Annotated in this window: 27 protein-coding genes; 11 read left to right on the top strand and 16 right to left on the bottom strand. The window is 59.4% G+C overall.

The features are described from left to right. The first annotated feature begins 119 nt into the window (after positions 1-119). Positions 120-2,060 (top strand): methyl-accepting chemotaxis protein, encoded by a 1,941-nt coding sequence (locus N7V53_RS20140; protein ID WP_279794687.1) that lies wholly within the window; start codon positions 120-122, stop codon positions 2,058-2,060. Positions 2,061-2,100: 40 nt separating this feature from the next. On the opposite strand, the gene N7V53_RS20145 is transcribed toward N7V53_RS20140, so the two are convergent. From N7V53_RS20145 to N7V53_RS20185, 9 genes are all read right to left on the bottom strand, one after another. Continuing rightward, positions 2,101-3,093, bottom strand: a complete 993-nt coding sequence (locus tag N7V53_RS20145) for an alpha/beta hydrolase (RefSeq protein WP_279794688.1) — start codon at positions 3,091-3,093, stop codon at positions 2,101-2,103. 17 nt (positions 3,094-3,110) lie between these two features. Further along, entirely contained in the window at positions 3,111-3,905 is a 795-nt protein-coding gene (locus N7V53_RS20150; RefSeq protein ID WP_279794689.1) for an SDR family NAD(P)-dependent oxidoreductase, read from the bottom strand. Between the two features lie 74 nt (positions 3,906-3,979). Then, a complete protein-coding gene (gene nikR / locus N7V53_RS20155) occupies positions 3,980-4,393 on the bottom strand; it encodes a nickel-responsive transcriptional regulator NikR (RefSeq protein WP_279794690.1) in 414 nt (137 codons plus the stop codon). Continuing rightward, on the bottom strand, positions 4,375-5,166 hold the full coding sequence (gene nikE / locus N7V53_RS20160; protein ID WP_279794691.1) for a nickel import ATP-binding protein NikE: 792 nt from the start codon (positions 5,164-5,166) through the stop codon (positions 4,375-4,377). The genes nikR and nikE overlap by 19 nt, the downstream gene beginning before the upstream one ends. Continuing rightward, complete coding sequence (gene nikD, locus N7V53_RS20165; protein WP_279794692.1) at positions 5,166-5,927, bottom strand: nickel import ATP-binding protein NikD; 762 nt, start codon at positions 5,925-5,927, stop codon at positions 5,166-5,168. The genes nikE and nikD overlap by 1 nt, the downstream gene beginning before the upstream one ends. Next, entirely contained in the window at positions 5,927-6,760 is an 834-nt protein-coding gene (nikC, locus tag N7V53_RS20170; RefSeq protein WP_279794693.1) for a nickel ABC transporter permease subunit NikC, read from the bottom strand. Before nikC ends, nikD begins: the two co-directional genes overlap by 1 nt. Further along, entirely contained in the window at positions 6,760-7,701 is a 942-nt protein-coding gene (gene nikB, locus N7V53_RS20175; RefSeq protein WP_279794694.1) for a nickel ABC transporter permease subunit NikB, read from the bottom strand. Before nikB ends, nikC begins: the two co-directional genes overlap by 1 nt. Beyond that, the gene (gene nikA, locus N7V53_RS20180; protein ID WP_279794695.1) at positions 7,698-9,269 is read right to left on the bottom strand and encodes a nickel ABC transporter substrate-binding protein; all 1,572 of its coding nucleotides are present in this window, start codon (positions 9,267-9,269) and stop codon (positions 7,698-7,700) included. Before nikA ends, nikB begins: the two co-directional genes overlap by 4 nt. 193 nt (positions 9,270-9,462) lie before the next feature. After that, positions 9,463-10,323 (bottom strand): LysR family transcriptional regulator, encoded by an 861-nt coding sequence (locus N7V53_RS20185; RefSeq protein ID WP_128481959.1) that lies wholly within the window; start codon positions 10,321-10,323, stop codon positions 9,463-9,465. A gap of 98 nt (positions 10,324-10,421) precedes the next feature. Between N7V53_RS20185 and N7V53_RS20190 the strand changes: the two genes are divergently transcribed. The 8 genes from N7V53_RS20190 (at position 10,422) to arnF (ending at position 18,699) form a co-directional block, all read left to right on the top strand. Next, positions 10,422-10,931: a phenolic acid decarboxylase gene (locus N7V53_RS20190; RefSeq protein WP_023482074.1), complete on the top strand. Its 510-nt coding sequence runs from the start codon at positions 10,422-10,424 to the stop codon at positions 10,929-10,931. A gap of 410 nt (positions 10,932-11,341) precedes the next feature. Then, entirely contained in the window at positions 11,342-12,478 is a 1,137-nt protein-coding gene (gene arnB, locus N7V53_RS20195; RefSeq protein ID WP_279794760.1) for a UDP-4-amino-4-deoxy-L-arabinose aminotransferase, read from the top strand. A 1-nt stretch (position 12,479) separates the two neighbouring features. Then, positions 12,480-13,463, top strand: a complete 984-nt coding sequence (gene arnC, locus N7V53_RS20200; RefSeq protein WP_042713194.1) for an undecaprenyl-phosphate 4-deoxy-4-formamido-L-arabinose transferase — start codon at positions 12,480-12,482, stop codon at positions 13,461-13,463. Further along, positions 13,460-15,439, top strand: a complete 1,980-nt coding sequence (arnA, locus tag N7V53_RS20205) for a bifunctional UDP-4-amino-4-deoxy-L-arabinose formyltransferase/UDP-glucuronic acid oxidase ArnA (RefSeq protein WP_279794696.1) — start codon at positions 13,460-13,462, stop codon at positions 15,437-15,439. The genes arnC and arnA overlap by 4 nt, the downstream gene beginning before the upstream one ends. A gap of 2 nt (positions 15,440-15,441) precedes the next feature. After that, positions 15,442-16,344, top strand: coding sequence for a 4-deoxy-4-formamido-L-arabinose-phosphoundecaprenol deformylase (arnD, locus tag N7V53_RS20210; protein WP_094422438.1), 903 nt, complete (start codon positions 15,442-15,444; stop codon positions 16,342-16,344). Beyond that, a complete protein-coding gene (gene arnT / locus N7V53_RS20215) occupies positions 16,341-17,981 on the top strand; it encodes a lipid IV(A) 4-amino-4-deoxy-L-arabinosyltransferase (protein ID WP_279794761.1) in 1,641 nt (546 codons plus the stop codon). The genes arnD and arnT overlap by 4 nt, the downstream gene beginning before the upstream one ends. Beyond that, positions 17,978-18,316 carry a 4-amino-4-deoxy-L-arabinose-phosphoundecaprenol flippase subunit ArnE gene (gene arnE, locus N7V53_RS20220; RefSeq protein WP_042713190.1) on the top strand — a complete coding sequence of 113 codons (339 nt, stop codon included), beginning with the start codon at positions 17,978-17,980 and terminating at the stop codon, positions 18,314-18,316. Before arnT ends, arnE begins: the two co-directional genes overlap by 4 nt. Then, positions 18,313-18,699, top strand: a complete 387-nt coding sequence (gene arnF / locus N7V53_RS20225; protein WP_279794698.1) for a 4-amino-4-deoxy-L-arabinose-phosphoundecaprenol flippase subunit ArnF — start codon at positions 18,313-18,315, stop codon at positions 18,697-18,699. Before arnE ends, arnF begins: the two co-directional genes overlap by 4 nt. On the opposite strand, the gene N7V53_RS20230 is transcribed toward arnF, so the two are convergent. Beyond that, positions 18,696-19,745, bottom strand: a complete 1,050-nt coding sequence (locus tag N7V53_RS20230; RefSeq protein WP_023482089.1) for an AI-2E family transporter — start codon at positions 19,743-19,745, stop codon at positions 18,696-18,698. The genes arnF and N7V53_RS20230 overlap by 4 nt on opposite strands. Positions 19,746-19,892: 147 nt before the next feature. Here N7V53_RS20230 and N7V53_RS20235 point away from each other — a divergent pair, with 147 nt between their 5' ends. Beyond that, entirely contained in the window at positions 19,893-21,083 is a 1,191-nt protein-coding gene (locus N7V53_RS20235; RefSeq protein ID WP_279794699.1) for an MFS transporter, read from the top strand. Between the two features lie 68 nt (positions 21,084-21,151). Here N7V53_RS20235 and N7V53_RS20240 read toward each other — a convergent pair whose 3' ends face one another. Together N7V53_RS20240 and N7V53_RS20245 are read right to left on the bottom strand one after the other, a co-directional pair. Further along, positions 21,152-21,709: a DcrB family lipoprotein gene (locus N7V53_RS20240; protein WP_023482047.1), complete on the bottom strand. Its 558-nt coding sequence runs from the start codon at positions 21,707-21,709 to the stop codon at positions 21,152-21,154. A 72-nt stretch (positions 21,710-21,781) separates the two neighbouring features. Continuing rightward, complete coding sequence (locus N7V53_RS20245; protein ID WP_279794701.1) at positions 21,782-22,447, bottom strand: 7-cyano-7-deazaguanine/7-aminomethyl-7-deazaguanine transporter; 666 nt, start codon at positions 22,445-22,447, stop codon at positions 21,782-21,784. Between the two features lie 188 nt (positions 22,448-22,635). Here N7V53_RS20245 and tusA point away from each other — a divergent pair, with 188 nt between their 5' ends. Beyond that, positions 22,636-22,881 (top strand): sulfurtransferase TusA, encoded by a 246-nt coding sequence (tusA, locus tag N7V53_RS20250; protein WP_023481988.1) that lies wholly within the window; start codon positions 22,636-22,638, stop codon positions 22,879-22,881. Here the strand turns inward: tusA and zntA are convergent. The 4 genes from zntA to rsmD all read right to left on the bottom strand — a co-directional run bounded on the left by zntA (position 22,878) and on the right by rsmD (position 26,771). Beyond that, the gene (gene zntA, locus N7V53_RS20255) at positions 22,878-25,085 is read right to left on the bottom strand and encodes a Zn(II)/Cd(II)/Pb(II) translocating P-type ATPase ZntA (RefSeq protein ID WP_279794702.1); all 2,208 of its coding nucleotides are present in this window, start codon (positions 25,083-25,085) and stop codon (positions 22,878-22,880) included. The two genes, tusA and zntA, sit on opposite strands and share 4 nt — an antisense overlap. Positions 25,086-25,160: 75 nt before the next feature. Beyond that, on the bottom strand, positions 25,161-25,787 hold the full coding sequence (locus N7V53_RS20260) for a lysoplasmalogenase (protein ID WP_279794703.1): 627 nt from the start codon (positions 25,785-25,787) through the stop codon (positions 25,161-25,163). A 122-nt stretch (positions 25,788-25,909) separates the two neighbouring features. Then, the gene (locus N7V53_RS20265) at positions 25,910-26,179 is read right to left on the bottom strand and encodes a DUF1145 family protein (protein WP_223284346.1); all 270 of its coding nucleotides are present in this window, start codon (positions 26,177-26,179) and stop codon (positions 25,910-25,912) included. Then, positions 26,169-26,771 carry a 16S rRNA (guanine(966)-N(2))-methyltransferase gene (gene rsmD / locus N7V53_RS20270; RefSeq protein ID WP_094423010.1) on the bottom strand — a complete coding sequence of 201 codons (603 nt, stop codon included), beginning with the start codon at positions 26,769-26,771 and terminating at the stop codon, positions 26,169-26,171. Before rsmD ends, N7V53_RS20265 begins: the two co-directional genes overlap by 11 nt. Between the last annotated feature and the right edge of the window lie 188 nt (positions 26,772-26,959).

A 26,959-nucleotide genomic window follows, 5' to 3' on the forward strand; every position in this document is an offset into this window, starting at 1 on the left:
TTCCAGCACTGCCCGCCCGCGCATCACACAAAAATTTAATTTAAAGCCGGTATAACTTTTGCGCACATTCTTCCGATAAATCCGTCATGCGCCCCGCGCCACGCCATATCGGAGAAGTTATGTCAGTCAAAAGAAATACCGGGAAAAAGCTCAAAGCCAGGACGCTGATGTTGATATCCATCTTTGTCACGATAACCGCCGGTTTTCTTGTGACCATTGGCCTGCTGATATGGCAAGCGATGGCGCAACAGGAGGCGGTGGCAAAGAAACATCTGCAACAGATTGCCCAGACCGAAACCCTGCAAGTGAGCCAGCAGCTTGATTCCGCGCTGGTTGCGGCGCGGGATGTCGGTAACAGCGCCTGGTCACTGCGTGAAGCGGGCCTTGCAGATCGCAAAGGGCTGGACCAGCTCCTGCGCGACTACCTGCATGCGCACAGCGATTTCCTCTCAATGTCGCTGGCCTTTGAACCTAACGCTTTCGACGGTAAAGATGCCGAATTTGCCGGCAAACCGGAGCAGGATCCTGCCGGTCGTTATGCCCGTTATGTCGATCGCGACTCGGCAGGCAACCCGTCGCTGCACAACCTGCTCGATTACGAAACGCCGGGCAGCGGTAACTACTATGTGCTGCCGCGCCAGCGCCAAAAAGAGGTGATCATCGAGCCCTATATCTACCCCTACAACGGGGTCGATGTGATGCTTACCTCCATCGCCGCGCCGATTATGCGTAACGGTAAATTCCAGGGCTCGGTTACGTCCGACTTCTCGCTGGCGACGCTGCAAAAACGGATTGGTGCCATCAAACCGTGGGATGGCGTCGGCTATGCCGTGCTGCTGTCGGCGGAGAATAACGTCGTCTCCAGCCCGGATAAAGCGGCCATCGGCAAGCCCTACAAGGGCAGCATTACGGGCAGCGAGGTGGTGCGTTTTGACGATCCGCAGCTCGGCGAACCGGCATTTATCACCTGGCGCACCATTGCGGTCGGTAACAGCGGCACGCCGTGGAAGCTGGCGATTATCACCCCGGTCAGCGTGGTGATGGCGGAAGCCTGGCACTTCCTGATGAACGCGATAGTGATGATGGTGCTGAGCATTATTATCGTCAGCCTGGTGGTGGCGCTGGTCTTTACCCGCAAAGTCGCACGCCCGGTGGGCGGTGAGCCATCCGAAGCGGCGGAGATCGCCCTCTCGGTTGCGCAGGGCGATCTCAGCAGCATCATCCCCGTGCAGAGGGGTGACAGCAGCAGCATCTTCTACGCGCTGCACGCCATGCAGGGGCAACTGCACCGCATTGTCAGCACCATCACCGATGCCAGCAACTCGGTGCGTGCGGGCAGTAGCGAAATTGCCGCCGGAAACCTCGATCTCGCTTCACGCACCGAAGAGCAGGCGGCGGCGATTGTGCAAACTGCGGCGAGCATGGAGCAGATTGCCGTCACGGTGAAAAATAACGCCGATAACGCTCACAAAGCGACGCGTCTTACCGAGCAGGCGACGGAGATTGCCGGGCAGGGCGAAGCGCTGGTCGACGAAGTCGTCGATGTCATCAATAAAATCGACGAAAGCGCGCAGAAGATCGGCGATATCAACAGCATCATCGACGGCATCGCTTTCCAGACCAATATCCTTGCGCTGAATGCCGCCGTGGAAGCGGCGCGAGCCGGTGAGCAGGGGCGTGGTTTTGCGGTGGTTGCGGGTGAAGTGCGCAGCCTGGCGCAGCGCAGCGCCAATGCGGCGAAAGAGATCTCAACGCTGATTGATGAGTCGACCGGCCGCGTCAGCAAAGGCGTGGCGCTGGTGAATGAAACTGGCGCGATGATGAAGCAGATCATCGAGGCGGTCACCAATGTCCACCTGGTGATCAACGAAATCGTACAGGCGCTGGATGAGCAGACCAAGGGCATCAACCAGGTCAGCGTGGCGGTAAATCAGATGGATAGCGCCACCCAGCAGAACGCCTCGCTGGTGCAGCAGATCTCCGCGGCCGCCATGTCGCTGGAGGAGCAAGCGAAATCACTGGAAGAGACGCTGGCCTTCTTCGCCGCGCGTCAGGTGTAATGCAAAGGCCCGCAATGAACGGGCCTTTCTCTTTAATGCGTCATTTTGCCAGATCGTCGAGCAGCGCCCGGTGAAACGTCGCCGGGTCCTGCATCTGCGGCGCATGGCCTAAACCATCAAACTCCACCAGCCGGGCATTAGGGATCAGCTCCGCCGCCTCTTTGCCCAATACCTTGTAGTTGCCGACCGCCTTTTTCACCTCCGGGGGCGCATCATCGCTACCGGGCGCGGTGGTATCGCCGGTGCCGATAAACAGCGTAGTGGGCACGCGTAAATCCTTGAACTCATAGAACACCGGCTGGGTGTAGATCATGTTGTAGATCAGCGCCGAGTTCCACGCCACCCGCGTCTTGCCCGGCCCGTTGTTTAATCCCGCCAGCATCTCAACCCATTTATTGTATTCCGGCTTCCATTCACCCATGTAATAGGTCTTCTGCTCGTAGGCTTTAATGCTCTGCGCGGTGCTTTTCAGCTCGCGCTGATACCACGCGTCCACGCTGCGATAGGGCACGCCCTTCGCCTTCCAGTCCTCAAGGCCAATCGGGTTAACCATCACCAGCTTCTGCGTCTCTTGCGGGTACATCAGCGCATAGCGCGTTGCCAGCATGCCGCCAGTGGAGTGGCCGATAATCACCGCTTTTTTCACTCCCAGCTTCGCCAGCAGTTGATGGGTATTCTCCGCCAGTTGCTGAAAGCTGTACTGGTAATTGACCGGTTTAGTGGAGGTGCAGAAGCCAATCTGATCGGGGGCAATCACCCGGTAACCGGCCTCATGCAGCGCGGTAATGGTGCTCTCCCAGGTGGCGGCGCAAAAGTTTTTGCCGTGCAGCAGCACCACGGTTTCGCCGTTCGGTTTATCGGCGGAGATATCCATATACCCCATGCTTAAGGGCTGGCGCTGGGACTGAAATTCAAAGTGCATCAGCGGCCACGGGTAGGTGAACCCTTCAAGCTGGCCACCATACTCCGCGGACTGCGCCGCACCGGTGAAGAGCAACGCGAGCAGTAGCGCGCGGCGGGGAAAACGTCGCATACAACCTCCTGGCTCGTTTAAACGATATCGTCCACCACGCCGCCATCGACGCGCAGCGCTGCGCCGGAGGTCGCCGACGCCTGCGTTGAGCAAACATAAACCACCATATTCGCCACCTCTTCAACGGTGGCGGCGCGCTGGATAACCGATGAGGGGCGATTAGCCATCACAAACTCTTTCGCCAGCGTCTCCAGCGACTTACCGGTTCTCTCCATCTCTTCCTGCATCATGCCGGCGAAACCGTCGGACATCGTTGGCCCCGGTAATACGCTGTTAACCGTGACGCCGCTACCGGCAACAAACTTCGCCAGCCCGCGCGCCAGCGACAACTGCGCCGTTTTGGTCACGCCGTAGTGGATCATATCCGCCGGAATATTCAGGGCGGACTCGGAGGAGATAAACACCACGCGGCCCCAGCCTTTATCGACCATTGCGGGCAGCAGCGCGCGTGCCAGCCGCACGCCGGACATGACGTTGGTCTGCCAGTAATTCTCCCAGGTTTCGTCATCGGTGGCGTAGAAATCTTGCGGGCCATAAATACCGGCGTTATTAACCAGGATATCAACGTCAGAGGCGGCTTTAAGCAGGGAAGCCACGCCTTCCGCCGAGCCAAGATCGGCAACGGCGGTGCGCACGCGAGCACCGCTCACTTGCTCAGCTAACGCTGCTTTGGCCTTGTTGACCGACTCGTCGCTGCGTCCGTTGAGGATCACCTCTGCACCGCTCTGTGCCAGCCCGGTCGCAATCGCGAAACCAATCCCGCCCGTCGAGGCGGTAACCAGCGCCACTTTTCCGCTCAGATCAATCTTCATTATTCGCTCCTTATCACGTGGATTTGGCAAATAAATAAGCCTGGCACATGTGGCGCGGTGCGGGCGAAAAAGCATCAGCTGTGGCTATGAGGTTCCTGCGCCAGACACTGTAAATGGCCGTGGCGCACGCCGCGCTGGGCGATCACCTCATCGGCGAAATGCTCAATCTCGCCGCGTTTGCCTTTTAGTACGGCGATCTCAAGGCAGTCGTCATGGCTGATGTGCACGTGCAGGGTGGCCACTGAGAGATCATGATGGTGGTGCTGAGTGGCGACCAGCCGGCTTGCCAGCTCGCGCTTCTCATGTTCATACACGTAGGTCAGCACACCGAAGCCCGGTTTATCCTGATCGGCTGGAGCCTCCTGCGCCAGTGCGCCGCGCAACAGATCGCGTGCGGCTTCTGAGCGGTTGTGGTAGCCGCGCCGCTGGCTTAGCGCGTCCAGGGCAGCGAGCAGATCGTCGTCAAGCGTTAGGGTAACGCGTTGCATAGCGGGTTCCTCGGGCGAAGTGAAGGGAGGGCGGGTAACACCGCCTGTTGTAGCGCCTGGCCCGCAGCGGAGCTAAAGCGCAGCGGCGCGCTGACGGTGACGTTTTCGACTATCTGCCCGGCCTCCATCACCAGCACCCGCTGGCAGAAGCGCTCCACCAGGCGCAGATCGTGGGTGATAAACAGGCACGCCGCGCCGGAGCGCTGTTGCAGGCGTTGCAGCAGGGCGATGATGCCGCTTTGCACCACGCGATCGAGGCTGGAGACCGCTTCATCCAGGATCAGTAACCCTGGCGCGACCGCCAGCGCCCGGGCGAGGCAGACACGTTGCAGCTGACCGCCGCTCAGCTGCATAGGGCGTTTCTCCAATAAATCAGGCTCCAGCTCGACATCTGCGAGCAATTGCATGATGCGCTGGAGCTGCTGCGCTTTGCTGAGCTTTGCCAGGTGGCGCAGCGGTTCACGCACGATGTCGCGCACCGTCATGCGCGGGTTGACCGCGCTAATCGGATCCTGAAACACCATCTGTACATCGCGGCGAAAATTGCGGCGCGCGGCACGATCAAGCGCCGAAAGTGGCGTTCCTCGCCAGCAGACGTGGCCTTGCTCAGGTGCTTCCAGCCCGACCAGCAGGCGCGCCAGCGTGCTCTTGCCGCAGCCGCTGCGCCCGAGCAGGGCGACGGTTTCACCCTGCTTTAGCGTCAGGGAGATATCGCTCAGCACCTGTTGGTGGCGGTAAGCGTGGGAGAGTTGGTTAACGGTGAGGAGGGTCATTACGCAAGCTCCATGCCGTAGAGCGCCAGGTGCGCGCTCACTAGCTGGCGAGTGAGCGGATGCTGCGGCGCGTGAAAAATAGCCCCGACCGCGCCGCGCTCGATGATGCGCCCGTTATCCATCACCGCCACCTCATCGGCGAGACGCGCCACCACGCCCATATCGTGCGTTACCAGCAGCATTCCCGGCTGGCGTTGCTGCATCAGGGAGTCGAGCAGGTCGAGGATACTGGCCTGGGCGATGGCGTCGAGATCGGTGGTCGGCTCATCGGCGATAAGAAAGGGCGCCTCGGCCAGCAGCGCCAGCGCAATCATCACCCGTTGCAGCATGCCGCCGCTCATCTCAAAAGCGTGAAGGGCGAGAACCCGGCGTGCATCGCGCAGGCCGACCTGCTCCAGCGCGGCGATAGCGTGCGTTTCACTGAACGGTTTGCCGAGCGCCAGGCAGCTCTCCCGCGCGTGGTCGGCCATGGTTCGCAGCGGGTTGAACGCGCTGCGTGGGTTTTGCATCACCGTTGCCACCGTCACGCCGCGCAGCGCCTGGGGGGAAACTGGCTGACCGTCGATCAGCACCGCGCCCGCCGTTTGTCGAACGCCTGCGGGCAACACGCCAAGCGCTGCCGCACAGGTGAGAGATTTACCGCTGCCGCTGGCACCGACCAGCGCCAGCACCTGGCCGCGCCGTAGGGTAAGAGAGAGATCGGCAACCAGCGGTCGCGCTGCGGAAAGTGCGAGATGTTGCAGGCTCAATTGCGTAGCCATCAGTGGGCATGCTCCGTGACCAGATGCGGATCGAGATGGTCGCGCAGCGCGTCGCCCATCAGGTTGAAGGCCATGACGCTCATAAACAGCGCCAGCCCCGGCCACAGCATTTGCAGCGGCTGCGTCCAGATAAACTGCCGCGCGTCATTGATCATCACTCCCCACTCCGGCGTCGGCGCGCTGACCCCGAGGCCGAGGAAGGACATCCCGGCGACATGCAGCATCATATGGCCGATATCCAGCGTCGCCAGCACCAGCAGCGACGGCACAATTGCGCCCGCGAGGTGGTCGCGAAAAAGATGCAGATAACCCGCTCCGCTGAGGCGTGCTGCCAGCACATATTCGCGGCTACGCAGCGACAGCACCAGGCTGCGCACCATGCGCGCATACCAGGCCCAGTGGGAGAGGGCGATGGCGATAATCACATTGGTCAGGCCGGTGCCGAGCACGCCCACCATAAAAAATGACAGGATCGAGGTGGGAAAGGTCATAAAGAGATCGGCAACACGCATAATCAGCTGATCCACGCGCCCACCGAGCAGCCCGGCGCAGCCACCGGCGCTCAGCCCGAGGATCAGCACCAGCAGCAGGCAGCAGAGCACCGAACCGAGCGATACGCGGGTCGCAGCCAGCAGCCGGGAGAAGATATCGCGCCCGAGATGATCCGTGCCGAGCCAGTGCTGGCTATCGGGCGGCAGCAGCCGCGCAGGCAGGTCGATAGCCTGCGGATCGAAGGGCAGCCACCACTGGCAACTGAGGGCGATGATAAACAGCAGCGCCAGTATCAGCAGGGCGAGGCGCACCGGCCAGCGCGCAGTGTGGAGAAAGTGCATCAGCGCGCTCCTTCATGATGACGCACGCGCGGATCGAGCGCGGCGCTCAGCAGATCCACCGCCAGGTTGCAGAGGGCAAAAACCATCACCATCACCAGCGTAAAGCACTGGATCACCGGGTAGTCGCGGTTGAAGATCGCCGAGACGGCGTAGCGGCCAATGCCGGGCCAGGCGAAGATGCTCTCAATAATCATCGTGCCGCCAATCAGCTCGCCAATATGCATCCCCAGCGCTGTGATTACCGGCAGCGAAGCATTGCGCAAAATATGCCGCCGCTCGGTCTGCTTCTCGCTCAACCCGCGCAGCCGCGCCCAGGTGACGTGGCGCTGCCCGGCGGCCTCCAGCAGGCTGGCGCGCAGCAGACGCGCATTGATGGCCAGCGACATCAGCGCGATGGAGACGGCGGGCAGAATCAGGTGCTGCCAGCCGCCGTAACCGAGCGCGGGCAGCCAGTGCAACTGCACGGAAAAGAGCATCACCAGCAGAAAGGCGAGCCAGAAGTTGGGCATTGAGACGCCAAGAAACGCCACCGCGCGGACAACAAAATCGGGCCACTTATCGCGGTGCCTCGCCGCCCAGATGCCGAGCGGTAGCGAGGTCAGCAGGATCAGCACCAGCGCCGCGCCCGCCAGTTGCAAGGTGGCGGGCAGAAAGCGCAGCACATCCTCCAGCACCGGGCGCTGGGTGGCATAGGAGAGGCCAAAATCGAGATGCAGCGCGCGCCATAACCAGTTGGCGTACTGATCGACTAACGGCTGATCCAGCCCGAGCGCCACGCGCGTGGCGGCAATCATCTCCGGCGTCGGCGGCAGGTTCGACAAGCGCAGGTAATCGAGCGCCGGGTCGCCCGTGCCGAGGCGCAGCAGCAGGAAAATGACCACCGAGGCGGCAAGGATCATCGGGATCAGTATCAGCAGACGCTTTATCACGTAGCGGCTCATTGCGCGCTGCCCGGCTTGATCTGATCAAACGGGATCTCGGCTGCAACGGGCGCAAACGGGATCTCTCCAAGCTCCGGCTTCGCCACCACCATTGTCGACACATAGCTGATGGGCAGATAGACGGCATCGTTATGCAAACGGGTAAGAATATCGCGGTAGAGCGCCTGTCGCGTGGCTTCATCGCGGGCGGTAAGCACTTCGCCAATCTCTTTGTCGATCAGTGGTTTGTCAGGCAAACCCTGCTGCGCCTGGTAATCGGCGTGCGAGGGCACACGCATCGAACTGATAAACGCGTGGGGATCGTAGGGCGCGCCCCAGCTGCGGTTGAAGATCATGCCGAAACGGCCGTCGCGCTGGCGGGCATAGATGCTGCTCTCCTCTTCACCGACCAGCGCGATATCCACGCCCACCTGGCGCAAATTGGCCTGAATGATCTCCGCCATCGATTTGCTCAGCGCGTCGGTGCCGGTAAAGGCCAGTTCGATATGCAGCGGCTGGCCCGCTTTTTCGCGGATTGCTTTCCCGGCGGGCAATAACCAGCCCGCTTTTTCCAGCAGTGCATTAGCGCGGGCGGGATCGTACTGGCGCGCTTTAAGGCCAATATTGGCGTAGGGCACGCCCGGAGCGAAAAGCGTGTCGGCGACCTGCTGCGTACCGTACAGTGCGCCGTCGATAAGGGTTTTTTTATCCACCGCGTAGTTCAGCGCTTCACGCACCGCCAGCTCGTTAGTCGGCGCGCGGGCGGAGTTGAGCGCCAGCATCACCGTTTCCACTGGCGCAGAGAGCTGGGTGCGCCACTGCGGGTTCTGCCGATAGCGGGCGAAGGTATCGAGCGTCAGCAGCCCTTCGTTGCCGTAGAGCAGGTCAATCTCGCCGGTTTCAAACGCCACGGCGCGGCTGGTGGCATCGGGGATCACCTTAATCACCACTTTTGCCAGCGCCGGTTTCGCGCCCCAGTAGCGCTCGTTGCGCACCATCACGTCATATTGATTCAGGCGTGACTCCTGCAAGACCCACGGCCCGGTGCCGATGGGGGCGACAATGCCGTTCAGGGTTTCATGGTTTTTAAACTGCGACGGAGCGATAAAGCGAAACGGGCGGGGCAGGGCGAGCTCTTGCAAGAAGGGGTAATAGGCGCTTTTGAGCGTGATTTGTAGCTGATTGGGGCTTAAGGCTTTCACCTCGCTTATCTGGTTCACCAACTCAAGCCAGGCGTGGCGCGAGCGGTTATCCAGCACCGCACGGAAGTTCTCTGCTGCCGCTTCGGCGTTAAAGGGCTCGCCGTTGGAGAAGGTTACGCCGTCGCGCAGGGTGAAGACCCAGGTTTTGCCATCGTCCGAATGGTGCCAGCCTGTCGCCAGCCACGGGCGCACCGTGCCGTCGGCCTGATATTTCACCAGCGGTTCATAAACCATGCTTTGCGCGAACATCTGGTTCGGGGTGTAGAGGTGAGGGTTGAGCGGGCCGACATTCACCGGCCAGGCGGTGGTGAGAGTATCCGATGCCGCGAAAAGGGCAAACGATGCGCAGAGCAGCAGCAGAGCGCCAGCATAACGGTAGAAAAACACGTAAGCGTCCTGACGAAACGTCATTGGCGGGAAAGTATGACGATTTTAGTTATTCATCATACGAATGAGATGTTTTAGATCAAACGGCGGGCGGTTGGACGGATTAATTTTGGCGGGCGGATGAGGATTGCCGGATGGATAGGTGCGCGGAATACGTAGGCCCGGTAAGCGCAGCGCCACCGGGCATCTTCCCTTACTGCGCTTTAAACAACTGCAACAGCATCTCTACCTGCTCATCAATCGGGGCGAGATCCTTTTTGACGATCAGATGCAGCGGCGTGGCGCGGCGTGCGCCGTGGTTGAGCGGCAGCGCTTTCAGCTGACCGCTCGCCAGCAGCGGGGCAATACGCTCCTGCGGCAGCCAGCCGTAACCGACCTGATACTGCACCGCTTCGATGGCGGCATCAATGGTGGAAAAGGTCCACGCCTCCTGCGCGACCGGCGTTTGCCGGGCGTCGCTTTCGGCGATACGGATCTGCGGCCAGGCGGCAAGCATCGCTTCGCTCACCTGCTGCGCCGCGCTGAGAGGGTGATCGCGATGCGCCACGCAAACAAAATCGATATTCATCAGCCACTCCCCGCGACCGGTCATATCCTGGCGGCGGGTTAACACCATCACATCCGCCTGCGCGTAGCTCGGCGCATCGTCCGGGGCGGTCTCCAGCACTTCGGTCAGGCGCACCTGGGTTTGCGGATAACAGTGCTGGAACTGGCGCAGGATGGCGAACAGCCGCGCGCGCGGAAAGATGCTATCGACCACCAGATCCAGCCGGGTGCGCATGCCATTTCGCAGCGTGGCGGCGCGGGTCTCCACCCACTCAAAGGCTTTCAGCAGCGGCTTCACCTGGCTGAGCAGCAGTTCGCCCGCTGGCGTCAGCACCGCCCGTCGCCCCTCCGGCACCAGCAGCGCGACGCCGAGCCGCTCCTGCAGCAGCGCCAGGTTATAGCTGACCGAAGACTGGCTGCGGTGCGTCTCTTCCGCCGCTTTAGCAAAGCTGCCCAGTTCGACCACTTTTTGCAGCAGCGACCATTGTTCCAGCGTGCTCTTGTGCATAACTCATCTAATTTTTGAATGGATTTAATGCAAATATAGCGTTATTCATTGGTTTTTTGCAGAGGTACGATCTCCTCAACAACAAGAGGAGATGAGATATGAGCAGCTTTGATAAACATGATTTGAGTGGCTTTGTCGGTAAACATCTGGTCTACACCTACGATAATGGCTGGAACTACGAGCTGTATGTGAAAAACGCCAACACCATCGATTACCGCATTCACAGCGGGATCGTGGCCAACCGTTGGGTGAAAGATCAGCGGGTCTATATCGTTCGCGTTGGCGAAAGCATCTATAAAATTTCCTGGACTGAGCCGACCGGCACCGACGTCAGCCTGATTGCCAACCTCGGCGACCGCTTGTTCCACGGCACCATCTTCTTCCCGCGCTGGGTGATCAACAATCCGGAGAAAACCGTCTGCTTCCAGAACGATCATATTGCGCTGATGGAGTCTCTGCGTGAGGCGGGCCCGGCTTACCCGACGGAAGTGATTGATGAGTTTGCCACCATCACCTTTGTGCGCGACTGCGGCGAGAATAATGAGCAGGTGATTGCCTGCCCGGCCAGTGAATTACCGGCTAATTTCCCGCGCAACTTATCAGAATAGTTTCACATTTATGACGTTATTAACGCTGTGGCTAATGAAATAATTGTTTGCAGAAAAATAAGACTATTTTTGCTTTGTTGTCATTCTGTTTAAATAATTAAGATAACGCTCGTTCATTGACTGAATGGGCGTTTTTTATTGCACTTTTTTGACAGGAATCACAGTATAAAAAACTTGTTGTATTATATATCGCGATGTTTTTAAAGGTTTTTATGTTTTTATCTGTAGGTTAATTTCTTAATCTTCTCCTAATCTTTTATTGCTACTCTCTCCATTATCACTTTTTCGGTAAAAAGCACTGAAATCGTAGGTTCATTCTATTTTCATTTAAGTTTTGTGCGCCATTTTATTCCCATTACATGTTTCACTGTGGCAGGTTTCTAATATGCCGTTGATGCCAGGAAAAAATGATGAGTGAATTTTTACCCTTTTCACGCCCATCGATGGGAGAGGATGAACTCGCCGCCATTCAGCAGGTGCTGGCGTCGGGCTGGATCACTACCGGGCCGAAGAATCAGGCACTTGAAGCGGCGTTTTGCACACTGACCGGCAACCAGCACGCTATTGCCGTCAGCTCTGCAACGGCGGGGATGCACGTCACGTTAATGGCGCTGGGTATCGGCGCGGGCGATGAAGTGATTACTCCCTCAATGACCTGGGTCTCTACCCTCAACATGATCGTGCTACTCGGCGCGACGCCGGTGATGATCGATGTCGATCGCGATACGTTGATGGTGACACCTGAGGCGATCGAAGCGGCGATCACGCCACGTACAAAAGCGATTGTGCCGGTGCACTACGCGGGCGCGCCGGTGGATATCGACGCTATTCACGCCCTCGGTGAAAAGTACGGCATTCCGGTGATTGAAGATGCCGCGCACGCGGCGGGCACCTACTACAAAGGCCACCACGTCGGCACGCGCGGTTGCGCAATCTTCTCCTTCCACGCCATCAAAAATATGACCTGCGCCGAAGGCGGGCTGGTGGTGACCGATGACGAGGCGCTGGCAAACCGCATTCGCAGCCTGAAGTTTCACGGCCTCGGCGTCGATGCCTATGACCGCCAGACCCACGGCCGCGCGCCGCAGGCCGAGGTGATCTCGCCGGGCTTTAAATACAACCTGGCGGATATCAATGCCGCTATTGCACTTGTGCAGCTCGACAAACTGCCGGCCGCCAACGCCCGCCGTCAGGAAATTGCCCACCGTTATCTGACTGAACTGGCAGCGACGCCGTTTCAGCCGCTGGCGCTGCCGTCGTGGCCGCATCAGCACGCCTGGCATCTGTTTATTATTCGCGTCGACGAGCAGCGCTGCGGCCTCTCTCGCGACGCACTGATGGAGCGGCTAAAAGCGCAGGGTATCGGCACCGGCCTCCATTTTCGCGCGGCGCATACCCAGAAGTACTACCGCGAAAACTTCCCGACCGATCTTCCCAACACGGAGTGGAACAGCGCGCGTATCTGTTCCCTGCCGCTCTTTCCGGATATGACCCATGACGACACAACCCGCGTCATTGACGCGCTTAAACAGATCGCAGGCTGCTGATATGTTCACCCTCCCGCTTATTGAAAAAGTCTCGGTGGTGATCCCGGTTTATAACGAACAGGAGAGCCTGCCGGAGCTGATCCGCCGCACCACCACCAGCTGCGCGCAAATCGGTATCGATTACGAAATCCTGCTGGTGGATGACGGCAGCAGCGATGACTCCGCGCGTATGCTTACCGACGCAGCCGAGCAGCCCGACAGCCATATCGTCGCGGTGCTGCTCAACCGCAACTACGGCCAGCACTCAGCGATCATGGCCGGTTTCAGCCATGTTACCGGCGATCTGGTGATTACCCTGGATGCGGATCTGCAAAACCCGCCGGAGGAGATCCCGCGTCTGGTGGCAAAAGCCAACGAAGGGTATGACGTGGTGGGCACCGTGCGGCAAAACCGCCAGGACAGCCTGTTTCGCAAGCTAGCGTCGCGCGGCGTTAACCATCTGATCCAGCGCGCTACCGGGAAAGCGATGGGCGACTACGGCTGCATGCTGCGCGCCTATCGCCGTCATATCGTTGACGCGATGCTGCGCTGCCACGAGCGCAGCACCTTTATCCCGATCCTCGCCAACACCTTTGCCCGCCGGGCGGTTGAGATCCCGGTGCAGCATGCCGAGCGTGAATTTGGCGACTCGAAATACAGCTTTATGCGCCTGATTAACCTGATGTACGACCTGGTGACCTGCCTGACCACCACGCCGCTGCGCCTGCTCAGCGTGTTTGGCAGCGCCATCGCGCTGTTTGGCTTCTCGCTGTCGCTGCTGCTGGTCATTCTGCGGCTGGCGTTTGGCGCGCAGTGGGCAGGGGAAGGGGTGTTTACCCTCTTCGCCATTCTCTTCACCTTTATCGGCGCACAGTTTATCGGCATGGGCCTGCTTGGGGAGTATATCGGGCGCATCTACAACGATGTGCGCGCCCGTCCCCGCTACTTTATTCAACGCGTTGTCCGCCAGGATCATGACGTTTCGCAAGAGGAAAAGAACCAATGAAAGCCGTTGTTTTTGCTTATCACGATATGGGATGCGTCGGTGTGCAGGCGTTACTGGATGCCGGGTTTGATATCGCCGCGATTTTCACCCATGCCGACAACGCACAGGAAAACGCCTTTTTCGGCTCGGTGGCGCGCCTTGCCGCCGAGCGCGGTATTCCGGTTTATGCCCCGGATGACGTTAACCATCCGCTGTGGGTCGACCGCATTACCGAGCTGAAGCCGGAGATCATTTTCTCGTTCTACTACCGTAACCTGCTCGGCGAAGCGATCCTCAACAGCGCGCGCATCGGCGCGTTTAACCTGCACGGTTCACTGCTGCCTGCCTATCGCGGACGCGCGCCGCTGAACTGGGTGCTGGTGAATGGCGAAACGCAAACCGGCGTCACGCTGCACCGGATGATCTCCCGCGCCGATGCCGGGGCGATCATCGCCCAGCAAGCGGTTGAGATTGCCGACGCCGATGACGCGCTGTCGCTGCACCGTAAACTGACCGAGAGCGCCAAACATCTGCTGGAAGGGATTTTACCGACGCTGAAAAGCGGCACCTTCAGCGAAACCGCGCAGGATGAGAGCAAGGCGAGCTATGTGGGCCGCCGCACGCCGGAAGATGGTCGCCTGGAGTGGGAAAAACCGGCGCAAACCCTGCACAACCTGGTACGCGCGGTGAGCGATCCGTGGCCGGGCGCGTTCAGCTTTGTCGGCACGCACAAATTTATCGTCTGGAAATCCCGCGTGCGCAGCGATGTTGCGCCAGCACGAGCGGGAACCGTTATCTCCGTCGCGCCGCTGATTATCGCCTGCGGCGAGGGGGCGCTGGAGGTGATGACCGGCCAGACTGAGAAAGGCGTTTATATGCAGGGCGCACAACTGGCGCAGTCGCTGGGACTGGTAGCCGGGGCGCTGTTGAGCAGTAAACCGGTGGTGGCGGTAAAACGCCGCACTCGCGTGCTGATCCTTGGGGTAAACGGCTTTATCGGCAACCACCTGACCGAGCGCCTGCTGCGCGACGATAACTACGAGATTTACGGCCTCGACATCGGTTCCGACGCCATCGGACGTTTCCTCGACTGCCCGCGTTTTCACTTTGTCGAGGGCGATATCAGCATTCATTCCGAATGGATTGAGTACCACATTAAAAAATGCGACGTGGTGCTGCCGCTGGTGGCGATCGCCACGCCGATTGAGTACACCCGCAACCCGCTGCGCGTCTTCGAGCTCGATTTTGAAGAGAACCTGAAGATCATCCGCGACTGTGTGAAGTACAACAAACGCATCATCTTCCCGTCGACCTCGGAAGTGTACGGCATGTGCACCGACAAGGTGTTTGATGAGGACAACTCGAACCTGGTGGTCGGGCCGGTAAGCAAACAGCGCTGGATCTACTCGGTGTCGAAACAGCTTCTCGACCGCGTCATCTGGGCATATGGCGAGAAAGAGGGGTTGCGGTTTACGCTCTTCCGTCCGTTTAACTGGATGGGCCCGCGTCTGGATAACCTCAATGCCGCGCGCATCGGCAGCTCCCGCGCCATCACTCAGCTGATCCTCAACCTGGTGGAGGGTTCGCCGATCAAGCTGGTTGAAGGCGGAAAACAGAAGCGCTGCTTTACTGATATCAGCGATGGTATCGAAGCGCTGTTCCGAATTATTGAAAACCGCGACGGGCGCTGCGACGGCGAGATTATCAATATCGGCAACCCGGAGAACGAAGCCAGTATCAAAGAGCTTGCCGAGATGCTGCTGGAGAGCTTTGAGCAGCATCCGCTGCGCCACCGCTTCCCGCCTTTTGCCGGTTTCCGCGACGTTGAGAGCAGCAGCTATTACGGCAAAGGCTACCAGGATGTTGAGCACCGCAAACCGAGCATTCGCAACGCCAAACGCTGCCTGCATTGGGAGCCAACGGTGGCGATGCGCCAGACGGTTGACGAGACGCTCGACTTCTTCCTGCGTACGGTCGAACTGACGGATGAGCAATAAGCATGAAAAAAATCGGCTTACGTATTGATGTCGATACTTTTCGCGGCACGCAGCAGGGCATGCCGCGCCTGCTGCAACTGCTGGAGAAACATCAGATCCAGGCGAGCGTCTTTTTTAGCGTTGGCCCGGACAATATGGGGCGGCATATCTGGCGTCTGCTGAAGCCGAAATTTTTCTGGAAGATGCTGCGCTCGCGCGCGGCGTCGCTGTATGGCTGGGATATTCTGCTGGCGGGTACCGCCTGGCCGGGACGCATTATTGGCGATGCCAACGCAGAGATCATTCGCCAGACGGCGCGTATGCATGAAGTCGGGCTGCACGCCTGGGATCACCACGCCTGGCAAAGCTGGAGCGGCGTCTGGGATCAGGCGCGGCTGGAGACGGAGATCGCACGTGGCCTCTCGGCGCTGGAGCGGATTATCGGCCAGCCGGTCACCTGCTCGGCGGCGGCGGGCTGGCGGGCAGATCAGCGGGTGGTGAAGGCGAAAGCGGTTTTCCCGTTCCGCTATAACAGCGACTGTCGCGGTAGCCAGCCTTTTCGCCCGCAACTGACAGAGAAAACCTACGCCGCGCCGCAAATCCCCGTTTCGCTACCCACCTGGGATGAGGTGGTTGGCTCCTCGGTGAGCGCCGAGGGCTTCAACCGCTTTATCCTTGATCGCATGCATCGCGCCCACGGTACGCCGGTTTACACCATCCATGCTGAAGTGGAGGGGATTATCGGCGCCGATGCGTTTGATCAGCTGCTGACGCTGGCGGCGCAGGAGGAGATTACATTTTGCCCGCTGGGGCAGTTGCTACCGGACGATGTCACGACACTGCCGCCCGGCAAAGTGGTACGCGGCGAAGTGGTTGGCCGCGAAGGGTGGCTGGGATGCCAAAAACTGTTGAGTGCACAACGATGAAACCTGTTCACTATGGTTTAGCGCTGCTGGCGCTGTTTGCCCTTTATTACCTTGCGCCGCTCGAGTATCGCCTGCTCTGGCAACCGGATGAGACTCGCTATGCGGAGATCAGCCGCGAGATGTTGCAAAGCGGCGACTGGATGGTGCCCCATTTCCTGGGGTTACGTTATTTTGAAAAACCGATCGCCGGGTACTGGATCAACACCCTTGCGCAGTGGGTGTTTGGTCACAACAACTTCGCGGTACGCTTTGGCGCGGTCTTCTCCACCACCGTTTCTGCCCTGCTGGTTGGCGCGTTAGCGTGGAAAATGTGGCGCGACAAAGCGACGGCGCTGCTCTCTGGCGTGATCTACCTGACCGTGCTGCTGGTGTACGGTGTCGGTACCTATGCCGTGCTGGATCCGATGATCGCCTTGTGGATGACGCTGGCGATGTTCAGCTTCTGGCTGGCGGCGCAGGCCACCAGCCGACGCGGGAAAGCGGGTGGCTATCTGCTGCTCGGCATCGCCTGCGGCATGGGGGTAATGACCAAAGGGTTCCTGGCGCTGGCGCTGCCGGTTATCGGCGTGCTGCCGTGGGTGATTGCGCAGCGGCGCTGGAAAGAGGTGCTGATTTGGGGCTGGCTTGCGGTGCTGGCGTGCGTGCTGACGGTGCTGCCGTGGGGGCTGACCATTGCGGCGCGCGAGCCTGATTTCTGGCGCTACTTCTTCTGGGTGGAGCATATTCAGCGCTTTGCCCAGGATGACGCGCAGCATAAAGCCCCGTTCTGGTACTACATTCCCTGTTTGCTTGCCGGTTCGCTGCCGTGGCTTGGGCTGCTGCCCGGTGCGCTGAAAACCGGCTGGCGGGCGCGCAGTGATGCTTTTTACCTGCTCGGCTGGGTGGTGATGCCGCTGATCTTCTTCAGTATCGCCCAGGGAAAACTGCTGACCTATATTCTGCCCTGTTTTGCGCCGCTGGCGATATTGATGGCACGTTACGCGCGCACCGCTGCGAGCGTGAAAGTGCTGCGCATCAACGCCGGGATCAATATCGCTTTCGGGGTCACTGGCGCGATCGCCGCGCTGGTGGTGTCGCCGTGGGGGATGTTGAAGCACCCCGTCTGGCTGCCGATCGAAGATTATAAAGCCGCGCTCGCTGCCTTCATCTTCCTGATGTGGGCGCTGGTCGGGCTGTTTACCTTCAAGGCCAGCGCCGAGCGTTGGTTCTTCGCCGCGCTTTCGCCGCTGACGCTGGCGCTGCTGGTGGGGTTTGCCATTCCGGATAAAGTGATGGATTCCAAACAGCCGCAGTTCCTGATCGCCTGCATTGATGACGCGCTGGCGGAGAGCCGCTACGTGCTGTCGGATAATCCCGGCGTCGCCTCCGGGCTCGCCTGGGAGCTGAAGCGCAGCGATATTCTGCTGTTCGGTTCGCGCGGTGAGCTGGCTTATGGCCTGGATTATCCCGATGCGAAAGGGCGTTTTGTCGCCGAGCGTGATTTTACCGACTGGCTGGCCGGGCATCGCCAGCAAGGGATTGTTTCGCTGGTGCTGCATCAGTCGCAGGCCGATGAGTTTATGCGTCTGCCTATTCCGAAACCGGATAACGTCTATCAGCAGGGGCGGATGGTGTTATTGCAGTACTTTCCGCAATGAGTAGCTGGATCTGGCTCGGCGCGGCCAGCCTGTTGAGCTGCCTGGGGCAGTTGTGCCAGAAGCAGGCGACGCGCCCGGCGAGTGGGGCATCGCGCGGCAGGCACGTTGGCCTGTGGCTGGCGCTGGCATTGCTGGCGCTGGGTGCGGGGATGGTGCTGTGGCTGCTGGTGTTGCAGCGCATTCCGGTCGGCGTCGCCTACCCGATGCTGAGCCTTAATTTTGTCTGGGTGACCCTGGCGGCGAGGGCGATCTGGCATGAGCGGATCACGTTGCGGCATGCCTGCGGTCTGGCGTTGATTATTGCCGGTGTGGCGCTGCTCGGGAGTTCATTATGAAGGGGCTACCCTGGGCGCTTCTTAGCGTGCTGCTGGTGAGTGGGGCGCAACTGTTACTGCGTGATGGCATGCTGTCGCTGCCGCCGTTGGCCGATCTGCGCGCCTTTTTGCTGGCGCTGCTGCATGGTCAGGCTGGCACGCTGGCGCTGCTGTTGGGATTGGTGGGCTACGTGGCGTCGATGGGCTGTTGGTATCTGGCCCTGCACCGGATGGCGCTGAGCAAAGCCTATGCCCTGCTCAGCCTGAGTTACATTCTGGTGTGGGCCGCCGCCATCTGGTTACCTGGCTGGCATGAACCCTTCACTCTGCGCGGTGCGTTTGGCGTGGCGCTGATTGTGGCGGGCGTGCTGGTTATCTTCCTGCCCGCCCGCAAGAGAGCTTAACCGGGTAATCGCGATTTCGGTCGGCCTGGGCCAAGCATAATCGCCAGCTTGCTGCCGCCGGTGGTGGTCTCCATCCAGATTTTGCATACGCTGGTGAGCGGCACCGAGAGCAGCATCCCTACCGGGCCGAGCAGCCATCCCCAGATTAATAACGAGAGGAATACCACCAGCGTCGACATGCCGAGGCGGTGGCCCATCATGCGCGGCTCAAGGATGTTGCCAATCAGCATGTGTACAACAAGGAAGAGGGCACCGACTAACAGGCACTCGTAGGTGCCATTGAACAGCAGGGCCTGGATCATCGGCGGAATGGCGGAGATCACCGACCCGATATTGGGCACGTAGTTCAGCAGGAAGGCGAGCACGCCCCACATCAGCGCAAACTGCACATCGAGCGCCACCAGCCCGACCCAGACAATCAGCCCGGTCCAGACGCTGAGCAGCGTTTTCAGCGCCAGGTAGTGCGACACCCCTTTCAGCGCGCGGTGCAGGCCAGCGATGTGGATCTGCGGATTATTCAGAGCGAAGCGCATTTTGTAGGGCACATGGCGCACTTCAAACAGCATAAACACCACCGTCATCACCAGCAGCACGACGCTTGCCATCGCATTTGATAACTGCGTCGCCATGGTGGTGGCGAAGGACATCATGCGGTCGGAGTCCATGCGTTGCAGCATGCGCTCCGGGGAGAGATGCAGATGCAGGAACGGCAGTGCGTCCTGAAGCTGCAGAAACTTGCGTGTCAGCTCGCGGTTGTACTTCGGCAGCAGGGTCATAAAGTCGTTCATCGACGCGGCAAGCACGGCGAATAACGCGGTCAGAAAGACCAGCATCACCAGCACGACAATGGCAATGGCCGCCGGGCGCTTGATGCCGCGGCGCAGAAACCAGGTCACTAGCGGGTTAAGAACAATGGCGAAGAAGAGCGCCAGCAGGAGTTGCACAATAATATCGGCTGCGGCGTGGATACCGGCGAGTATTACCACCAGTGACGCCAGTTTGAGAAGAATGTGGAGGCCCGCCCGGTCTGGCTGAGGTTGCATCATGATTAATTCCTTTTTTTTCTTATTGCCAGTAAGTGTAGTGCGCCGCGCCACCTTCGCCTGACAGAGATAATCTTAAAGTCGTGCTGCTTTCTACCTTGTGTCGTGGTAATAGTGAAATCCTGTTGTAAAAAATCTGAGTAAATCCTGATGCCTGAACACCGCGCTGAACCGGCGCTAAGCGGATTGCGTCTCAATCTGCGGATTTTGTCCGTCGTGATTTTTAACTTCGCCAGCTATCTCACCATTGGTCTCCCGCTGGCTGTGTTGCCCGGCTTTGTCCATGACGTGATGGGCTACAGCGCCTTCTGGGCGGGGCTGGTGATAAGTCTTCAGTACTTCGCCACGCTGCTCAGCCGCCCGCATGCCGGGCGCTACGCCGATCTGCTGGGGCCAAAAAAAGTGGTGATTTTCGGCCTCTGCGGCGCGTTTCTCAGCGGGCTGAGCTATCTGCTGGCGGGAATGCAGTCGGGCGTGTTGAGCCTGCTACTGCTCTGCCTTGGGCGGGTGATTTTAGGCATCGGCCAGAGTTTTGCCGGTACCGGCGCGACGCTGTGGGGCGTCGGCGTGGTCGGTTCGGTGCATATCGGGCGCGTCATCTCGTGGAATGGTATTGCCACCTACGGGGCGATGGCGCTTGGCGCACCGCTCGGCGTGCTCTGTTATCACTATGGCGGCCTGCACGGGCTGGCGGTGACGATTATGGCCGTCGCGCTGTTGGCGGTGCTGCTTGCGCTACCGCGCGCGGCGGTGAAAGCCAGTAAAGGCAAACCGCTGCCGTTTCGCGCTGTGCTCGGGCGCGTCTGGCTCTACGGGATGGCGCTGGCGCTCGGTTCGGCAGGTTTTGGCGTCATCGCCACCTTCATTACCCTCTATTACGATGCCAGAGGCTGGGACGGGGCAGCGTTCGCTCTGACGCTCTTCAGCGTGGCGTTTGTTGGCGCACGGCTGCTGTTTCCCAATGGTATCAACCGCTTTGGCGGGCTTAACGTGGCGCTGCTCTGCTTTGCGGTGGAGACCTGCGGGCTGCTGCTGGTGGGCCTGGCGGTCGATCCGTGGATGGTGAAACTGGGCGTCTTCCTGACCGGGGCCGGTTTCTCGCTGGTCTTCCCGGCGCTGGGCGTGGTGGCGGTAAAAGCGGTGCCGCAGCACAATCAGGGCTCCGCGCTGGCAACCTATACGGTGTTTATGGATCTCTCGCTAGGCGTGACCGGCCCGCTGGCAGGGTTGCTGATGGCCTGGGCGGGCGTCTCATCTATTTATCTTGCTGCCGCCGGCCTGGTGGCGGTTGCGCTGCTGTTGGCGTGGCGGTTAAAGCAGAGAGTACCGGATAGCGTGTAAACGCTTATCTGGCCGGGCATAAAAAAGGGAACCCGCAGGTTCCCTTTCTCTTTTCGATTGTTGCGGCGTTATTTCACCACGATGGTGTTAATAATGTTCTCGGCAGCGGTCTGCGCCTGCTGCTGATTTTCCGCCGGCAGCGTCACCTGAAGGGTAACCAGGTGGTTATCAATTTTCCCCAGCACCACGGAGGACCATGCGGTCTGGCCTTTAGCGGAGATCACGCTGTCGAGCTGTTGCAGGGTCTGCCCTTTCAGCTCAATCGAGCGGTTGGTCACAACCTGCAACTGCGGGTCGCGGCTGCGCTGCTGATCTTCCAGACGTTTCGCCAGCACGCTCAGATCTTCCTGCGTGTTATCACCAACAATCACAATCACCGCTTTCTGGCCGGTGGCATCAGAGTAGACGTGCATGTTGTTGGATTGCGTGCCCAGCTTGCCGCTCTGATCGGTCATATCCGCAGGCAGCGAGAAGCTGAGTTTACCGTCGAGCAGGGTCACCGGCTGGCCGGAGGCGTTACTCTCTGCGGCGGCACCCTGTGCGGGCTTCTTGCTGTCGCTGTTATCACAGGCAGCCAGCCCCATCACCAGCAGGCCAATACCGACATATTTCACCAGATTGCGCATTGACTTCATCCTTTCAATAAACAGCCATAATGGCTCGTTGTTCCATATTATCACAACTGATAAGTCGTACCTTTAACCCGCCTGTAATGCAGAGATTTCAGATTTGTCTGCCAGTCTTTTCAGCAACATATTCAACAGCACGCCATACATCGGCAGGAAGAAGACGATGCTGATAAGCACCTTGAAGCTGTAATCCACCAGCGCGATTTCGGTCCAGTGCTGCGCCATAAAGGGATCCGGGCTGCGCCAGAAGGCGATAAAGAAGAAGGCTACCGTATCGCTGGCGTTACCAAAAATGGTCGAGACCGTCGGCGCAAGCCACCAGCGGCGGCTCTGGCGCAGGCGGTTAAAGACGTGTACATCGAGGATCTGCCCCAGCGCATACGCCATAAAGCTGGCGGCGGCGATACGCGCGACGAACAGGTTAAAGTGGGCGAGCGCGCCGAAACCTTGCCAGCTGCCCATATAAAACAGCGACGAGATAACGTAAGAGGCGAGCAGGGCGGGCACCATCACGGCAAAAATAATCCTTCGTGCCAGAGGCGCGCCGAAAATGCGCACGGTGAGATCCGTTGCCAGGAAGATAAACGGGAAACTGAATGCACCCCAGGTGGTGTGGAAGCCGAAAATGGCGACCGGGAGCTGCACCAGGTAGTTACTGGAGATAATCACCAGCAAGTGGAAAAGCGATAGCCAGACCAGCGCCTTCATGCGCTGTGCGTTGGAAAAGTGCGTCATATTGTGACCTTTTTGGTAAATGGGGTGAGGGAACCCAGTTCAATTTATGCTCTGCCAGGCAGAAGCCGCCGCATGATACTGCAATCATCGCGCGATGCAATGGCTAATTTTAACGCAATCGTTAACCTCCCTTGCGCCCTGAAAATGGCAGCGTAAACTAGGGCGGTTTTTTCACTTGTGAGATGAAGATGAGCGATCCGTTTTCTACCGCCGACCACACTCTTGATGCCCTTGGCCTGCGCTGCCCGGAGCCGGTAATGATGGTGCGCAAAACCGTGCGTAACATGCAGGTTGGCGAAACTGTACTGATTATCGCCGACGATCCGGCAACCACCCGCGATATTCCCGGCTTCTGCCGTTTTATGGAACATGAACTGGTGGCCGACCAGACCGAGACGCTGCCCTACCGCTATTTAGTGCGTAAAAGCCACTAATCTTTGCGGCGTAACAGGCGCAGCGCGTTGGCAGTCACCAGCACCGTTGCGCCGGTATCCGCCAGCACCGCCAGCCATAATCCGGTGATTCCCAAAAGCGTGGTGACCAGGAAGATCCCCTTCAGCCCCAGCGCAATGGCGATGTTCTGACGAATATTACGGTGCGTGGCGCGCGCCAGGCGGATCATCTGCCCAAGGCCGGAGAGCCGGTTATGGGTTAATGCCGCATCGGCGCTCTCCAGCGCGACATCGGTACCGCTGCCCATCGCAATGCCGAGGGTTGCCGCTTTCATCGCCGGCGCATCGTTAATGCCGTCGCCGACCATCGCCAGCGGGGCAACTTCATTCAGCGCGCGCACGGCGCTGACTTTATCTTCCGGCAACAGCCCGGCGCGAAACTCCAGCCCCAACTCACCGGCAATCGCTGCCGCTGCCCGCGGGTTGTCGCCGGTGAGGATTACCCCCGTGATGCCAAGGGCATGCAGCTCGGCTACTGCGGCTTTTGCATCGTCGCGCAGGGTGTCCTGTAGCGCCAGCGTACCGATAATGGCGTTATCGCGCAGAACCACTACTACCGTTTGCCCGCGTGCTTCCTGCTGCTCAATTTGCTTGCGCTCTGCGTCGTTTAGCAGGCCTGCTGGCACCTTTTCCGGCGCGCAGATGTGAATGTTATGCGCGCCGATGCGCGCTTCAATGCCTTTCCCGGCCAGCGCCCGTTGCCCGTCGGCCTGCGGAATAGCGATGCCACGACGTTGCGCCTCCTGCACAATCGCCAGCGCCAGCGGGTGCGTCGAACCCTGCTCAACCCCGGCGCTGAGCGCCAGCAGTTCCTGCTCCTCTGTAGCCGAAAATGCCTGAATGGCGACCAGCTGGGGTTTGCCGAGAGTCAGGGTGCCGGTTTTATCAAACGCCACCTGACGCAGGGTGCCGAGCTGCTCCAGCGCCGCGCCGCCTTTGATCAGCGCCCCGCGACGTGCGGCTGCCGCCAGCCCGGAGGTGATGGCCGCAGGCGTGGAGATCACCAGCGCGCAGGGGCAGCCAATCAGCAACAGCGCCAGCCCTTTGTAGACCCACTCCAGCCACGGAGCGGAAAAGAGCAGGGGGGGAATCACCGCCACCAGCAGCGCCACGGCCATGATCGCCGGGGTGTAAATGCGGCTGAAGCGATCGATAAAGCGCTCGATGGGCGCGCGGCGCTCTTCTGCCTCCTCAATCAGTTTCAGGATGCGGTCGATGGCGCTTTCGCCCGCTTTTGACACGACTTCGAGGGTGATCAGCCGATCGACGCTGGTGGCACCTGCGGGCACGCTTTCACCCGCGCTGCGCTCGACGGGCAGTGACTCGCCGGTTAAGGCACTCTCATCAAAACTGGCGAACGGCGAGATTAGGCGGCCATCCGCCGGTAAACGCCCGCCCGCGGGCACCTCAATGGTATCGCCGGGTTGCAACTGGCTGGCGGGAATAGTTTCACGCACGCCGTTATGCACGCGAATGGCGCTGTCAGGTTTTAACGCCATCAGTGCGCTGACGCCTTTGCGCGCGCGGCTGGCGGCCCAGCCCTCAAGCCGTTCACCGATTAAAAACAGCAGCAGCACCATCGCCGCTTCGGCGGTCGCGCCGATAAACAGCGCGCCTATCGCCGCCACGCTCATCAACATTTCAATGGCGAACCAACTGCCGCTTCTTATCAGGCGTACGGCCTGGCGGGCAATCGGCCATAAGCCGACCAGCGTGGTAAGCACAAAGGCCGCCTGGCCGAAGGGGTGATTGAACTGCTCCAGCCCCCAGCTTAGCGTCATCATGACGATGAGCAGGATCAGCGGCAGGTTTTCGCGCAGAGGTGAAGATGCAGGCGCGGGAGCACTGTTTTCGCTGCGAAGCTGGTAGCCCGCCTGCTTAACGGCTTTTTCTACACGCTCGCGCACATCGTCTTGCGCGATGACAATCAGCTTTTCAGTGGCGAAGGCAACCTGCACCTGCGTGATGCCCTCGACCTGGCGAACCGCGTTTTCCACTTTACGGGCGCAGGCGGCACAATCCATGCCGCTCACCTGCCAGCTAAAGCGATCGCCTGCGGCGGTTATTTCCGGTGCGGAGCGGGTTTCACAGCTTGTATCGCCGCAGCAGGGAGCATTGCTTTCAGCAACGGGGCGCAGTTTGAGCGCGGCAAAGTGCGGTGTTTTCTTGAGTTCGGGAGCAGCCATCGCATCCTCCGGTGAATGATAATTTTCTCATTAACCGGAGGATACACTCTGGAGTCGACTCCAGAGTCAAGCGCTTTAGATATAGAGCGAACGGACGATCAGGAAGTGACCGGCAAAATAGCAGGCGGAGGAGATGGCGTTATCCGCGCTAAAGCGTTTACGGTAGTGGCTGCCGAGCCAGACAATATTGCCGATAAGCAGCAGCGATGCGCCGATAAACGCCGACAGCGCCTGGCTGGTTGGGCGGAAGAACCACAGCTCACCGGCCAGCCATACCATCACCAGCGTCATGGCGACAAAGGTGGAGACAGCCATGCGCAGCTCTTCAAGACGCGTCCAGATCACCGCCAGCAGCAGGGCGCCAATCACCAGCAGCACCAGCGGCAGCGGCCAGAAGAAGGTCAGCGTCATCTGGCTGGCGAAGTAGATGGTATAGAGCAGATGGGCCAGGAAGAAGGCACCGATGGCGTAAAGTAACTTTTGACGCGGCAGCAGCGTCAGGGCATCACCCACCAGCGAGGCGCACAGACCCGCCAGCACCAGATAGCTGATGGCATCAAACATGGGCGCTTGCCAGGCGAGCAGGAGTAACAGCAGAAGGGTTACGGGTTTGAACACCCAGCGTTGCCACACCGGGCCACGATAGGAAGCGTCGACGAACAACCAGCCGGAAAAGCAAACAGCAATAAATGACCACAGCATAATTAAGTCCCTGTAACTGTTATTGTTGCGTAAAACTCTCCCCTCAAGTGTAGTGGCGTAAAAAGGGGGATGACAATGCGAACTTCCCCCAATGCCCTGCAATTCCACTTAATCTGACGGAGTTATCTCTTTGCTTTCAGCTTCTTCTGCCAGACCAGCAGTTCAAAGACGCCAAAAAGAAAAATGCGCAGCTGCTCGACTTTGGTCATTTGCGGCCCCTCTTTCGGCAGCGCGGTCTTCATCATCGTCGCCTGCAAGGCATGCATAAAGAAGGTAAAAACCAGCGCGACGTTGACGAAAATATTCAACGGGCGCGGAAAGGGGTGGATCAGATTGAAGATCAGAAAGGCCCAGATGCAGAGCATCATCAGACGGCCCAGATTAATCAGCAACGGCATGCTTCTCTCCTTGTGCTTCGCGGTGATACAAACGATAAGCCACCTGGCCCGCGACTTTTTCCCGGTGTAAATGCCAGTGCGCAGGCACTGACGGTAAGCCATTTTCCACTTCGCTCTCGATATAAATGAGCGCATCATCCGCCAGCCAGCCGTTGTTCTCCAGCAAACGCACGGTGTCGTCCAGCATCCCTTTGCGAAACGGTGGATCGATAAACACAATGGTGTGCGGGGTGCCCGCTGCGGCTAAAAAGTTCAGCGTGTTGCTGTTAACGACTTTCGCGTTAGTGGCTTTAAGCGTAGCGAGGTTTTGCTGGAGCTGCTGGGCGACGCTGCGCTCCATCTCGACCAGCGTCGCGCTGGCGGCGTAGCGGGAGAGCGCTTCCAGCCCGAGCGCGCCGCTGCCGGCGAAGCAGTCGAGGCAGCGGGCGTCAACCATTGACGGTGCCAGCCAGTTAAAAAGGGTTTCACGCACGCGATCGGTGGTCGGGCGCAGGCCTGGGCTGTCGGGAACCGGTAATTTACGGCCCCGCCACTGCCCGCCAATAATACGAATTTGTCCGCTGGCGGCACGGTTGGGTTTCTTCATGGTCTTCGCTTTGCTCATCATTTCGGCCTGCTATTCTAGCGGGCGGATGAATTGCGTTAAACCCTAATCCTCAGGCCGTGATGAGAGATAAGGAAAGTGTTAGACTATCCGACTAATTCACCAATGATTTCAGTCCTGGTCGAGCAGACAGGCTGCGCTATAGAATCAACAGCGAGGAGTGTAGTCGC

It is taken from the genome of Kosakonia sp. HypNH10 (assembly GCF_029850615.1).
Classification (GTDB): Bacteria; Pseudomonadota; Gammaproteobacteria; order Enterobacterales; family Enterobacteriaceae; genus Kosakonia; species Kosakonia cowanii.